We start from the raw sequence: 12,353 nt of genomic DNA on the forward strand, positions 1-12,353 counted from the left end.
TTCGGCGCCTAGGCGACCCCTTGCCGGCGCGCGTTCGCCTGAGCGACGCGTGAGGCGCGCAGCACGATCAAACCGAACAAACCCATCGACAACAGTGCCAGAACCGAGCCGAACTTGGCCAGAAGCTCACCCTGTCCTTGGATCGCCATCGCAATCCCCGGCGCCAGCAAGGCGACCGAAGAAACGGACAAGGCGAAATGCGCACGCGGCAGCATTCCCTCGGCCGCGTCAGGCACCGCGTGGTAATAGAGCGCGAAAATCGAGCAACTGACCCAACCCAACAGATTCAAATGCCCATGCGCGGGCGAAAGAGTGTGGTCATGACTTGCTGACATCTGGATCCCCCAGACCATTCCGCACAACGCAGCGATGACGGCCATTGCCATGAACCAAAGTGCAACTCCCCTCATGACTCCTCCATGTTTTCTGAATGCTGACAGGATTTTGCACGAGCCCGCGAAATATAGGAAATTGATAAATTTCATGATATTTATCCATGGCATGAATTTCATGACCTTCGACCTGAACTTGCTGCGCGTTCTGGATGCCCTTCTTGAAACCGGCTCGACAACCCTTGCCGGAAAGCGCATCGGCCTGTCTCAGCCCGCTGTTTCGGCCGCCCTGAGCCGGTTGCGCCACGCGCTTGACGACCCGATTTTCGTGCGCAAGGGGCGAATGCTTGTCCCTACCGACTACGCACAGGGCCTCAGGACGCCGTTGCGCGAGATCCTTGAACAGACCGAAAGCCTGTTGTCCGGCCCCGGAGAGTTCGACCCCGCGCGCTCGGACGCCCGCTTCAAGATATCCGGCAGCGATTTCTACGCCGAGTTGCTGTTGCCCGCTCTGGCCGACCACCTGTCCCGTAACGCGCCCGGCATGCGGGTCCAGTTGGTGGACCTGGTGCCGGACAACTACGTTCATTCGCTGGATCAATTCGGCGTCGACATGGCGATTCTGCCCCGCACGGAGTTCCCGGACTGGGTCGAAAGCCGCTTTTTGCACCGCTCTCACTTCGTGAGTATCGCCCGGCGCGGCCATCCGCGCCTGCAGGGCGCCGGTGTGAAGCCCGGTGATGCGATCCCGTTGGATCTGTTCTGCAACCTGCAACACGTCCTTTTCTCGCCCGAGGGAAATCACAGGGGCATGGCGGATGCGGCCCTCGAAACCATCGGACGGAAACGCAACGTGACCATGACCATGCCGGTCTTTTCCGGCGTCTACAACGCGGTTGCGCAAAGCAACCTGATCGCGCTCGTGCCGCATCAACTTGCCGAACGGGTGGCACCGCGCGTCGGCCTGGATATCTTCCGACCGCCGATCAGGATCGAGCCTGCGGAACTCATGCTGATCTGGCACAAACGATCGACCAGAGCACCGGCTCATTCCTGGTTGCGTGACCAGATTGCAATGCTGATGGAGCCACTCGACCGCGCACCTTTCCCCAGCCCAATTGATGCGACAGAACAGGGGCACGATTCCGGAGGAACCACATGACGCGCCCCATTTACGCCATCGGCGATATCCACGGCCAGCGCGAGATGCTCGAGGCCGCCCTCGCCCGGGTCGAGGCGGATGGCGGGGCTGACGCGCGGGTGGTGTTCCTGGGCGATTACACCGACCGGGGGCCGGACAGCCGCGGCGTGCTGGACATTCTGGTCGCGGGAAAGCGTGCCGGGCGCGACTGGATCACGCTCAAGGGCAACCACGACCGCATGTTCGCCCTGTTCCTGCGCGACTATCCGGCCAACGACCACCGCCTGCTGGTCGGCTATCACTGGCTGCATCACGGGCTGGGCGGTATTGAAACCCTTGCCTCCTACGGCGTTTCGGTGGCCGAGGGCGACCGGATCTACCAGGTCCACGAAAAGGCCCGCGCGGCAGTACCCGAGGAGCATCGGGACTTCATGGAATCGCTGCCGACATTCCATCAAGAGGGTGATCTGCTGTTCGTTCATGCGGGAATCCGCCCCGGCATTCCCCTGGACCAGCAGACCGAGGATGACCTGATCTGGATCCGGCAGGAGTTTCTCGACGACCCGCGCCCGCACCCTTGGTTGGTGGTGCATGGCCACACGCCTGCGCCCCGGCCCGAGCACCGGGGCAACCGTGTCAACCTCGATGCAGGCGCAGGATACGGGAGGCCGCTGGCCGCAGCGGTGTTCGAGGGCCGCGACTGCTGGCTGCTGACGGACGAGGGTCGCGTTCCGCTGAAACCCTAGGCGTCACGCCTTCTGGAACAGGTCCTTGTAGGCCTCGCGCAGGACGTTCTTCTGCACCTTGCCCATCGTGTTGCGTGGCAACTCGTCCAGCAGGATCAGCTTGCGGGGATGCTTGAAGCGGGCAAGGCTGCCGCCGACGGCCTCCATGATCGCATCCAGATCCGGGGTCTCACCGGCTTCGGGGACGATGATGCCCAGCACGGTTTCGCCGAAATCGGGATGCGGCACGCCGATCACCGCGCTTTCCAGCACGCCGGGCTGTTCATCCAGGACCAGTTCGATCTCCTTGGGATAGATGTTGTAACCGCCCGAGATGATCAGATCCTTGTTGCGTCCGACGATGGTGACATAGCCGTCCTCGTCGATCATGCCGAGATCGCCGGTGATGAAGAACCCGTTTTCGCGCAGTTCGGCCGCCGTCTTTTCAGGCATCTGCCAATAGCCCTTGAACACGTTCGGCCCGCGCACCTCGATCAGGCCGATTTCGCCCTGCGGCAGCTCCTCTCCGGTTTCCGGATCGGTGATCTTGAGTTCGACCCCCGGCAGCGGAAAGCCCACCGTGCCCGCCCGGCGCTCGCCGTCATAGGGGTTCGAAGTGTTCATGTTGGTTTCCGTCATGCCGTAGCGCTCGAGGATACGGTGGCCGGTGCGTTCTTCGAACCGCGCGTGGGTTTCGGCCAGCAGAGGCGCCGAGCCGGAAATGAACAGGCGCATGTGCGAGGCCAGGTCGCGGGTGAACCGCTCATCGTCCAGCAGGCGGGTGTAAAAGGTTGGAACCCCCATCATCGTCGTCGCCCCGGGCATGAGGCGCAGTATGTCGTCCAGGTCGAACTTCGGCAGAAAGATCATGCTGCCGCCGGTCGCCAGCACCACGTTCGTCGCCACGAACAGGCCGTGGGTGTGAAAGATCGGCAGGGCGTGGAGCAGAACGTCATTCTCGGTAAAGCGCCATTCCCGCGCCAGCATCTCGGCATTCGACAGCAGGTTCTTCTGCGTCAGCATCGCGCCTTTCGACCGGCCCGTGGTGCCGGAGGTGTAGAGGAAAGCCGCGAGATCCTCTTCGTCACGGGCAACCGGCGCAAAGGCCGGCAACATGCCCAGCGCACGGCGCATCAGGCTGCCCGATCCGTCGGCGTTCAGCGTCAGCAGCTGCGCCTCGGCGTTTTGCGCGATCGGGGCAAGCGCCGCTTCGCTGGCCCCGTCGCAGACGACCAGAGAGGCACCGCTGTTTTCGATGAAATAGGTCAGCTCATCGACCGTGTAGGCCGTGTTGAGCGGCAGAAAGATCAGCCCCGCCTGGACACAGGCCGCATAGAGCGCCAGCGCCTCGGGCGATTTCTGAACCTGCACCGCAACCCTGTCACCGGGCTCCAGCCCAAGCCCAGTCAGCGCATTGGCGATCCGGGCGGCGGTATCAAGAAACTCGGCATGGCTGATCACGGTGCCATCCGGCAGATGCAGGAACGGCGTGTCCTTGCCGGCATGGATGCCAAATAGACGGTCGTAAAGCGGGTTTGTCATCATGCGATCCTTCAGGGAAAGGGCCGGAACAACCGGATGTTGCTGCCCCTGAAACTGTCTCGGATTGCCGCGATGGTAAAGAGCGCGCGACGGCGCACCCCCAAAAGCCTCAGATCTGCGTCGTCATCCGGTAACCTGCGGCAAAATAAAGTTTTGCGATGGTGACCGGGCGCTCTTGCAGCCATGTGATCCGCTCGGCGGTGAAAATCGGTTCACCCTCGGGCACGTCAAGAAACCCGGCCAACGTCGCATCGGCGCGACTGGCGAGGAAAGTCAGCTCGACATTGGTGAAAGGAACCGTCTGAACCAGCCAGTCATTGGGGCCGATGGCCGAGAAATCCGCCTGCGTCACCTCGGGCACGCTGTCGACCACGATCCAGCGGTCCTCGTACTGAAAGGGCGTGTTGTTCGAATAGTGCATGCAGCGGACATGCATCATCTGTTGGCCGGGCAGCAGTTGCAGCCGCGCGCTCAGCCATTCCGGCGCGGGCTGCAATTCGGCCGAGACCAACGCATAGCGATACCGCCCGCCCGCGGCTTCGACCTCGTCCCGGACCAGCGGTATGGTGAAACGTGCCTGTCTCTGTGGCGAGCTCAGCACGCGGGTTCCGGCCTTGCGCCGCCGTTCCAGGAACCCCTCTTCGGCCAGTTCGCGCAACGCGCGATTGACCGTCGTGCGGGTGCAGGAGAACTCTGCTGCCAGTTCCTGCTCGTTCGGCAACAGGGAGTCGGGCTGCCATGTGCCCGAGCGTATCCGTTCGAGCACGATGCGCTTGATGTCGCGGTAGCTGGTGGTTTCACTGGGTTGGGTCATGAAGATATCAGGCTCTAATTTGGGCTTTTTGGTGCATTGGCGATCAGCAGCGGTCCAGCAGATCGGTCACTGCCCTTCGATAGTCCGCGATGATGCGATCCCGCGCCACGTGCCGGCCCTGGCGCACCATGTGGCGGCCCGCCGACCACAGGTCGGTGACGACCGAATCCGGCGCGGCGAAACACAGCCCGTCCAGCAATTGTTCATCGCTGAGCGCACAGAGCGCCGGGTGGCTGCGGTCGATGGCCACGAGATCGGCCAGTTTGCCGACCGCGATCTGCCCCGCGTCGCGGCCCAGGGCCTGCGCCCCACCGCGCGCGGCCCCGGTGTAAAGCGTATGCCCGACAGATCCCTCGCCCGGCACCAGAACGGTCCGCGCCATGTCGCGCAGGCGCTGCGAATATTCCAGCGTGCGCAGCTCTTCGGTCAGCGAAATCCTCACATTAGAGTCTGATCCCACGCCGAACACCCCGCCGTTTTCGACATAGACCGCGCCGTTGAAGATCCCGTCGCCCAGATTGGCCTCGGTAATCGGACACAAGCCGGCCACCGCACCCGACCGCGCCAAGCGAGTTGTTTCGTCGTCGGCCATATGAGTCGCGTGAATCAGGCACCAACGGCCATCCAAGTCCACATTGTCCAGCAACCATTCGACCGGGCGCTTGCCCAGCCTGACCTCGACGTCGGCAACCTCTTTCACCTGCTCCGAGATATGGATGTGAATCGGCCCCTCGGACACTTGCGCCAGCACTTCCGCCAGATCTGCAGGAGACGTTCCCCGCAGAGAGTGTGGGGCAATTCCGACAAGAGTATCCTCGGTCGCTGTGGACAAGGCCGCGCGGCACTCCCCATGCAGCTTGAGGAACCGGTCTACGCCATTTCCGAAGCGCAGCTGCCCGCCGGCAAGCGGCTCCTGGTTGACGCCGCCGTAGGTGTAGAGAACCGGCAGGTGGGTCAGGCCGATCCCGGTCTGCCCGGCTGCCGCAAAGATGCGCTGGCTCAACTCGGACAGCCGGTCATAGGGAGCACCGCCCGGCTGGTGGTGGATATAGTGGAACTCTCCCACCGAGGCGTAACCTGCCTCCTGCATCTCCATGTAGACCAGCGCGGCGATGGCCTCGACATGCTCGGGCGTGAGCCGTTCCAGGAACCGATACATCAGGTTGCGCCAGGTCCAGAAGCTTTGCTTTCCGGCCGCGCGCGTTTCCGTCATCCCCGCCATTGCGCGCTGAAAGGCATGGCTGTGCAGGTTGCCCAGCGCCGGCAGCAACGTGTCCACGCACAGGTCATCGGCCGTCGGCGATACCTCTTGTTCCAGTCCGACGATGCGTCCTTCCGAAACGCTCACCCTCAGATTCTGAACCCAAACAGAGCCTAACAAGGCAGTTTTGGCGTGGATTTTCATGGCTTCTTCTTTTGTGTAGACTTTTAATTATTAGCCGTATACGAAAAATCCATTCGAAAGGGGAGCCCAAAAGAATCGCCATGACAAAAAAATTCGTTCTCGCGGCTGCGCGGGTCGCGACGATGGACGGCAGTTCGGAGCCTTACGGGATGATCGCCAAGGGTGCTGCGGCCATCGAGAACGGTCAGATCACCTGGGTCGGGGCACAAGACGCCCTTCCCGACCGGTTCCGGGACTGGCCCCGCGAGGATCTGGGTGGGCGCCTGATCACGCCCGGCCTGATCGACGCGCATACCCATGTCGTCTTTGGCGGGAACCGCGCAGTGGAGTTCGAGATGCGCCTGAACGGCGCCTCCTACGAAGAAATCGCCCGCGCGGGCGGCGGCATCCTCTCGACCGTCAACGCGACCCGCACAGCGGGCGAGGAGGAACTGCTGGCGGATGCCCTGCCGCGGGTAGATGCCCTGCTGGCCGAAGGTGTCAGCTGTATCGAGGTCAAGTCGGGCTATGGGCTGGACCGGGATACCGAGTTGCGGATGCTTCGTGCCGCGCGCCGGATCGAAACGGAACGCCCTGTGCGCGTCAAAACCACTTTCCTGGGCGCCCATGCGGTGCCACCCGAGTTCAAGGGCAAGGCCGACGCCTATATCGACGAGGTCTGCATCCCGACGCTGCGGGTCGCGCATGAGCAGGGACTCGTCGATGCGGTGGACGGCTTCTGCGAGGGCATCGCCTTCGACCCGGCCCAGATCGCCCGCGTCTTCGACGCGGCGCAGGAATTGGGCCTGCCGGTCAAGCTGCACGCAGAGCAACTGTCGAATCTGGGCGGCACGAAACTTGCCGCGTCCTATGGTGCCCTGTCCGCCGATCACATCGAATACCTGGACGAGGACGGCGTGCGCGCCATGTCCGAGGCAGGCTCGGTCGCAGTCCTGCTGCCGGGCGCGTTCTATACCCTGCATGAAACGCAGATTCCCCCGGTCGACCTGCTGCGGAGCCACAACGTGCCGATGGCGCTGGCCACCGACTGCAACCCCGGCTCATCGCCGCTCACGTCGCTGCTGCTGACGATGAACATGGCCTGCACCCTGTTCCGCCTGACGCCGCTCGAGGCTCTGGCCGGTGTCACTTGCAATGCCGCCCGCGCACTGGGCCTTGACGACACGGGCACCATCGCCGCCGGCAAACGCGCGGATCTGGCGATCTGGAATGTCGAACACCCGGCCGAGCTGTCCTATCGCATCGGCTTCAATCCCCTTTGCAAACGCATCTTTGGAGGCACCGAATGAGCGCTCTCAAGCTGACTCCGGGTCAGGTCACCCTGCCCGAGCTGGCCGAGATCTACTGGAACGAAACCCCGATCGTTCTGGACGACAATTGCAGGCCCCATATCGAGGCCGCCGCCGCGCGGATCGCCAAAGCCGCCTCAGGCGAGGCGGCGGTCTATGGCGTCAACACCGGGTTCGGCAAGCTGGCCAGCCTCAAGATCGCGCCGGAGGACACGTCCAACCTGCAGCGCAACCTGATCCTCAGCCATTGCTGCGGCGTGGGCGAAGCGGTGCCGCGCCGTCTGACTCGGCTGATGATGTCGCTGAAACTGTTGTCCTTCGGTCGGGGCGCCTCTGGCATTCGGTGGGAGCTGGTCGAACTGCTGCAGGAAATGCTGGCGCGCGGCGTGACCCCGGTGATCCCGGCGCAGGGCTCGGTCGGCGCGTCCGGCGATCTGGCCCCGTTGGCGCATATGACCGCCGTCGTGATCGGCGAGGGCGAGGCCGAGGTGAACGGCACCGTCCTGCCGGGCGCCGAAGCCCTGAAATCCGTCGGGTTAGAGCCTATTCAGCTTGGCCCCAAGGAGGGTCTGGCCTTCATCAACGGCACCCAGTTCTCGAACGCCTTTGCCCTGGCTGGCTTGTTCGAAGCCTGGCGGGCGGCGCAGAATGCCCTAATCATCGCGGCCACCTCGACCGACGCGATCATGGGCTCGACGGCCCCGCTGCAGCCGGAAATCCACGAGTTGCGCGGCCATCGCGGCCAGATCGAGGCGGCAAGCGCCATGCGGGCGCTGCTGGACGGGTCCGAGATCCGCGAAAGCCACCGCGAGGGCGATACCCGTGTGCAAGACCCCTACTGCATCCGCTGCCAGCCGCAGGTGACCGGGGCCGCGATGGATGTTCTGCGTCAGGCTGCGGCGACCCTGGTTACCGAGGCGAATGCCGCCACCGACAATCCGCTGGTGCTGTCGGACCCCGAGATCATCGTCTCAGGCGGCAATTTCCATGCCGAACCGGTGGGCTTCGCCGCCGACATGATCGCGCTCGCCGTGTCCGAGATCGGCGCCATCGCCCAGCGCCGCATCGCGCTGATGGTCGATCCGACGCTGAGCTTTGACCTGCCGCCCTTCCTGACGCCCGAGCCGGGCCTCAACTCGGGCATGATGATCGCCGAAGTGACCACCGCCGCGCTGATGAGCGAGAACAAGCATCTGGCCAATCCCTGCGTCACCGACAGCACGCCCACCTCGGCCAACCAGGAGGATCATGTTTCGATGGCCGCCCATGGCGCGCGGCGTCTGGGCCGGATGGTCGAGAACCTCAACTACATACTCGGCATCGAGTTGATCTGTGCGGCGCAGGGGGTCGAATTCCGCGCGCCGCTGAAAACCTCTGCGACCTTGCAACGGGTCATCGACCGCCTGCGGGCGGAAATTCCGAAACTGGCCGAAGACCGCTACCTGGCCCCGGAACTCGAAACCGCAAAGCGCCTCGTGGCCGAGGGTGCGATCCTGCAGGCGGCAAGCACGCCCATGCCGGAGTTGGGCTGATGCATGTGTTCGACGTTCACCGCGGCGGCGGCCCGATCGTTCTGGGCCAGCCGCACGGCGGCACCGACGTGCCAGAAGCAATCGCCGGTCGCCTGAATGCCAACGGACATCGTCTGGCGGACACGGATTGGCACATTAACAGACTCTATCAAGGGGTTTTAGCCGATGTGACGGTGGTTCAGTCCAACATCCACCGCTACGTCATCGACGCCAATCGCGATCCGGCGGGCGTGTCGCTCTATCCGGGGCAGAACACGACGACTCTGGTGCCTCTGACCGATTTCGACGGGCAACCCATCTGGCTGGAGGGGCAGGAGCCCTCCGAGGACGAAATCGAGGAGAGGCGCGAAAAGTTCCACGCCCCCTACCACGCCGCGTTGCAGGAAGAGCTGGAACGGGTACGGGCCAGGCATGGCGTGGCAATCCTGTTCGACTGCCACTCGATCCGGTCCCTGATCCCTTTCCTGTTCGAAGGGGAGCTGCCCATCTTCAACACCGGCACCAACAACGGCGAAACCTGCCACCCGCTGGTGGAACAGGCGGTGCATGGCACAGCCCAGCAGGCGGAGGGCTTTTCCTCGGTCCTCAATGGCCGCTTCAAGGGCGGCTGGACCACGCGCCACTATGGCCGCCCGGACGAAGGCTGGCACGCGATCCAGATGGAGATCGCCCAGCGCGCCTACATGGAAGAAACCCCGCCGTGGAGCTGGCGCGACGACCGCGCCGCCACCCTGCGTCCACATCTGCAAGCGATGCTGGAACGGCTCAGCGACCTCGCCCTGTCGGGCGCATTGACTGAAAAAGGAACCTCGAAATGAACGATCCGCGCAAGAACATCCGCGACATCTTTCCGCCCACCGGCCCGGAACTGAACGCCAAGAGCTGGCTGACCGAGGCGCCCTTGCGGATGCTGATGAACAACCTGCATCCAGACGTGGCCGAGAATCCGCACGAACTGGTGGTCTATGGCGGCATCGGGCGCGCGGCGCGCACATGGAAGGATTTCGACCTGATCGTCGACAGCCTGAAGTCGCTCGAGGCGGACGAGACGCTGATCGTCCAGTCGGGCAAGCCGGTGGCGATCATCCGCACCCACAAGGACGCGCCGCGCGTTCTGATCGCGAACTCGAACCTGGTGCCGCACTGGGCCACATGGGATCATTTCAACGAGCTCGATCGGAAGGGCCTGATGATGTACGGCCAGATGACTGCGGGCTCGTGGATCTACATCGGCAGCCAGGGCATCGTTCAGGGCACCTATGAGACCTTTGCCGAGGCTGGCCGCCAGCATTACGGCGGTGACCTGACGGGCAAATGGATTCTGACCGGCGGTCTTGGCGGTATGGGTGGGGCCCAGCCTCTGGCCGCCGTGATGGCCGGGGCCTGCTGTCTGGCCGTGGAATGCGATGAGACCCGCGCCGATTTCCGCCTGCGCACCCGCTATGTGGACGAAAAGACCCATTCGCTGGACGTGGCGCTGGAGATGATCCGGCGCTGGACCCAGGCGGGCGAGGCGAAATCGGTCGCACTCATCGCCAACGCGGCGGATGTGTTCCCCGAGATCTACAAGCGCGGCATCCGCCCCGACATCGTCACCGACCAGACTTCGGCCCATGATCCGGTGAATGGATATCTGCCGCAGGGCTGGACCGTCGCCGAATGGCGCGCCCGCGCCCAGACCGAGCCCAAGGTGGTCGAAAAAGCCGCCCGCGCCTCGATGCGGGTGCAGGTCGAAGCGATGGTGGGCTTTCACGAGGCTGGGGTGCCCACGGTGGATTACGGCAACAACATCCGCCAGATGGCCTTTGAGGAGGGGCTGGAAAACGCCTTTGCCTTCCCCGGCTTCGTTCCCGCCTATATCCGCCCGCTGTTCTGCAAGGGCATCGGCCCGTTCCGCTGGTGTGCTCTGTCGGGTGACCCCGAGGACATCTACAAGACCGACGCCAAGATGAAGGAGCTGTTCCCCGAGAACGAGCATCTGCACAACTGGCTCGACATGGCGCAGGAGCGGATTTCGTTCCAGGGTCTGCCGGCGCGGATCTGCTGGATCGGTTTGGGCGACCGGCACCGGGCGGGGCTGGCCTTCAACGAGATGGTGGCCAATGGCGAGCTGAAGGCCCCGGTGGTGATCGGGCGCGACCACCTCGACAGCGGCTCGGTTGCCTCGCCCAACCGCGAGACCGAGGCGATGCTGGACGGCTCGGATGCCGTGTCCGATTGGCCGCTGCTGAACGCCCTGATCAACACCGCCTCGGGCGCGACCTGGGTGTCGCTGCACCATGGCGGCGGCGTCGGCATGGGCTTTTCGCAGCACGCCGGCGTGGTGATCTGCGCCGATGGCACCGAAGATGCCGCCAAACGGCTCGAGCGTGTCTTGTGGAACGACCCGGCCTCGGGCGTCTGGCGGCACGCCGATGCAGGCTATGAGATTGCCAAGGAATGTGCCCGCGAACACGGGCTGCGCCTGCCAGCAATTCTCGGCTGAAGATGGCATGGCAGGGGCCGTGCCCCTGCCATTTCCTGCTTATGTGCGACAGGCTTTGACCCCGCCGCCTGCCCAAGCTCTTGCCGGACCACCTTTACTCCGGCACAGTTCAAGCAAATTTTTTTGATTTCCTGATTGGGTGGCAGCCATGATCAACACAAAGGCGATAACTCTCTGCGCGACTTTGTGCATCTGCGCCGCGGGCACAACTCACGCTGAACAAAGCCTCGGCAACGCCGCGAACGACCCCACCGCGGCGATCACGAGTTACATGTTCCAGAACTACTACACCTACAACTTCCACAATGACTCGGACGCGACGGCAAACCTGTTGCAGTTCCGCTCGGCCATCCCGTTCTCGACCGGCGATTTGAATCACATCTTCCGGATCACAATCCCCTACCAGACAGAGACGGTTAACGGCGGCAGCGGTTGGGGTGACATCACGATATTCGACCTCGTGACCTTCGACAGGGAATGGGGGCGTTTCGGCGTCGGGGCGGTCGCATTGTTGCCGACCGGCAGCAGCGGGCTGAGCGCCGAGAAATGGGGGCTGGGGCCGGCAGCCGGTTTAGTGGTCAACAAATCCTGGGGCATCTGGGGTCTGTTCAACCAGAACATCTTTTCCGTCGGAGGCGACAATGCGCGCCCGGACGTGAACATCTCCATTCTTCAGCCGATCCTGAACTATCAGCTTGGCGACGGCTGGTCGGTCGGGCCATCCGAGATGCTGGTCACCTACGACTGGGAGAACGGGGACTGGGCAAGCCTGCCTCTGGGCATCGGGGTCAACAAGCTGGTTCCGATCGGCGGCAACCCCTGGCAGTTCACCGTGAGCTATGAGCACAATTTCCAGGACGACGGAGTGCGCCCGGCCGATACGGTGAACTTCACCGCCAAGCTGTTGGTGGCGAAGAGATAGGAGGGATTGACATCCAATAATTGAAAATATTTATACCCAAATTGGTGCAGCGGATTTTTTGGAAGCTTAGGGTCAGGACTCATTGTCTATCAAAGCCAGTAGATGACAAGAGCTGCGAGAGCTATGGCTGACAGGAAGACCTTTGGGCATCTGTCGTAACGGGTTG

At 63.3% G+C, this 12,353-nt stretch carries 11 protein-coding genes; 7 read left to right on the top strand and 4 right to left on the bottom strand.

The genetic code is table 11. The annotated features are described in order from the left end of the window. Nucleotides 1-8: 8 nt before the first annotated feature. Nucleotides 9-512, bottom strand: a complete 504-nt coding sequence (locus AVO45_RS06410) for a hypothetical protein (protein WP_338055958.1) — start codon at nt 510-512, stop codon at nt 9-11. On the opposite strand from AVO45_RS06410, the gene AVO45_RS06415 reads away from it, so the two are divergent. Both AVO45_RS06415 and AVO45_RS06420 read left to right on the top strand, forming a co-directional pair. Next, nucleotides 484-1,494, top strand: a complete 1,011-nt coding sequence (locus AVO45_RS06415; RefSeq protein ID WP_240482085.1) for a LysR family transcriptional regulator — start codon at nt 484-486, stop codon at nt 1,492-1,494. The two genes, AVO45_RS06410 and AVO45_RS06415, sit on opposite strands and share 29 nt — an antisense overlap. After that, the gene (locus AVO45_RS06420; RefSeq protein ID WP_068345143.1) at nt 1,491-2,219 is read left to right on the top strand and encodes a metallophosphoesterase family protein; all 729 of its coding nucleotides are present in this window, start codon (nt 1,491-1,493) and stop codon (nt 2,217-2,219) included. The genes AVO45_RS06415 and AVO45_RS06420 overlap by 4 nt, the downstream gene beginning before the upstream one ends. Before the next feature lie 3 nt (nt 2,220-2,222). Here AVO45_RS06420 and AVO45_RS06425 read toward each other — a convergent pair whose 3' ends face one another. The 3 genes from AVO45_RS06425 to AVO45_RS06435 all read right to left on the bottom strand — a co-directional run bounded on the left by AVO45_RS06425 (nt 2,223) and on the right by AVO45_RS06435 (nt 5,959). Next, complete coding sequence (locus tag AVO45_RS06425) at nt 2,223-3,740, bottom strand: malonate--CoA ligase (protein ID WP_068345158.1); 1,518 nt, start codon at nt 3,738-3,740, stop codon at nt 2,223-2,225. Between the two features lie 109 nt (nt 3,741-3,849). Further along, nucleotides 3,850-4,554 carry a GntR family transcriptional regulator gene (locus AVO45_RS06430; protein ID WP_068345145.1) on the bottom strand — a complete coding sequence of 235 codons (705 nt, stop codon included), beginning with the start codon at nt 4,552-4,554 and terminating at the stop codon, nt 3,850-3,852. A gap of 43 nt (nt 4,555-4,597) precedes the next feature. Beyond that, entirely contained in the window at nt 4,598-5,959 is a 1,362-nt protein-coding gene (locus tag AVO45_RS06435) for a formimidoylglutamate deiminase (RefSeq protein ID WP_068345147.1), read from the bottom strand. 80 nt (nt 5,960-6,039) lie between these two features. Between AVO45_RS06435 and hutI the strand changes: the two genes are divergently transcribed. The 5 genes from hutI to AVO45_RS06460 all read left to right on the top strand — a co-directional run bounded on the left by hutI (nt 6,040) and on the right by AVO45_RS06460 (nt 12,187). Next, on the top strand, nt 6,040-7,248 hold the full coding sequence (gene hutI / locus AVO45_RS06440; RefSeq protein WP_068345148.1) for an imidazolonepropionase: 1,209 nt from the start codon (nt 6,040-6,042) through the stop codon (nt 7,246-7,248). Continuing rightward, nucleotides 7,245-8,780 (top strand): histidine ammonia-lyase, encoded by a 1,536-nt coding sequence (gene hutH, locus AVO45_RS06445; RefSeq protein ID WP_068345150.1) that lies wholly within the window; start codon nt 7,245-7,247, stop codon nt 8,778-8,780. The genes hutI and hutH overlap by 4 nt, the downstream gene beginning before the upstream one ends. Then, nucleotides 8,780-9,598 (top strand): N-formylglutamate deformylase, encoded by an 819-nt coding sequence (gene hutG, locus AVO45_RS06450; protein WP_068345152.1) that lies wholly within the window; start codon nt 8,780-8,782, stop codon nt 9,596-9,598. The genes hutH and hutG overlap by 1 nt, the downstream gene beginning before the upstream one ends. Beyond that, complete coding sequence (gene hutU, locus AVO45_RS06455; RefSeq protein WP_068345154.1) at nt 9,595-11,265, top strand: urocanate hydratase; 1,671 nt, start codon at nt 9,595-9,597, stop codon at nt 11,263-11,265. The genes hutG and hutU overlap by 4 nt, the downstream gene beginning before the upstream one ends. A 148-nt stretch (nt 11,266-11,413) precedes the next feature. Further along, nucleotides 11,414-12,187, top strand: a complete 774-nt coding sequence (locus AVO45_RS06460; protein WP_240482086.1) for a hypothetical protein — start codon at nt 11,414-11,416, stop codon at nt 12,185-12,187. Nucleotides 12,188-12,353: the final 166 nt, after the last annotated feature.

This window comes from Ruegeria marisrubri (assembly GCF_001507595.1).
Classification (GTDB): Bacteria; Pseudomonadota; Alphaproteobacteria; order Rhodobacterales; family Rhodobacteraceae; genus Ruegeria; species Ruegeria marisrubri.

Excerpts from the sequence above, each read along its gene's own strand:
- hutG (WP_068345152.1), top strand. The coding sequence starts at position 8,780 with ATGCATGTGTTCGACGTTCACCGCGGCGGCGGCCCGATCGTTCTGGGC.
- AVO45_RS06420 (WP_068345143.1), top strand. The coding sequence starts at position 1,491 with ATGACGCGCCCCATTTACGCCATCGGCGATATCCACGGCCAGCGCGAG.
- AVO45_RS06425 (WP_068345158.1), bottom strand. The coding sequence starts at position 3,740 with ATGACAAACCCGCTTTACGACCGTCTATTTGGCATCCATGCCGGCAAG.
- hutI (WP_068345148.1), top strand. The coding sequence starts at position 6,040 with ATGACAAAAAAATTCGTTCTCGCGGCTGCGCGGGTCGCGACGATGGAC.
- AVO45_RS06435 (WP_068345147.1), bottom strand. The coding sequence starts at position 5,959 with ATGAAAATCCACGCCAAAACTGCCTTGTTAGGCTCTGTTTGGGTTCAG.
- AVO45_RS06430 (WP_068345145.1), bottom strand. The coding sequence starts at position 4,554 with ATGACCCAACCCAGTGAAACCACCAGCTACCGCGACATCAAGCGCATC.
- AVO45_RS06415 (WP_240482085.1), top strand. The coding sequence starts at position 484 with ATGATATTTATCCATGGCATGAATTTCATGACCTTCGACCTGAACTTG.
- hutU (WP_068345154.1), top strand. The coding sequence starts at position 9,595 with ATGAACGATCCGCGCAAGAACATCCGCGACATCTTTCCGCCCACCGGC.
- AVO45_RS06410 (WP_338055958.1), bottom strand. The coding sequence starts at position 512 with ATGAAATTCATGCCATGGATAAATATCATGAAATTTATCAATTTCCTA.
- AVO45_RS06460 (WP_240482086.1), top strand. The coding sequence starts at position 11,414 with ATGATCAACACAAAGGCGATAACTCTCTGCGCGACTTTGTGCATCTGC.
- hutH (WP_068345150.1), top strand. The coding sequence starts at position 7,245 with ATGAGCGCTCTCAAGCTGACTCCGGGTCAGGTCACCCTGCCCGAGCTG.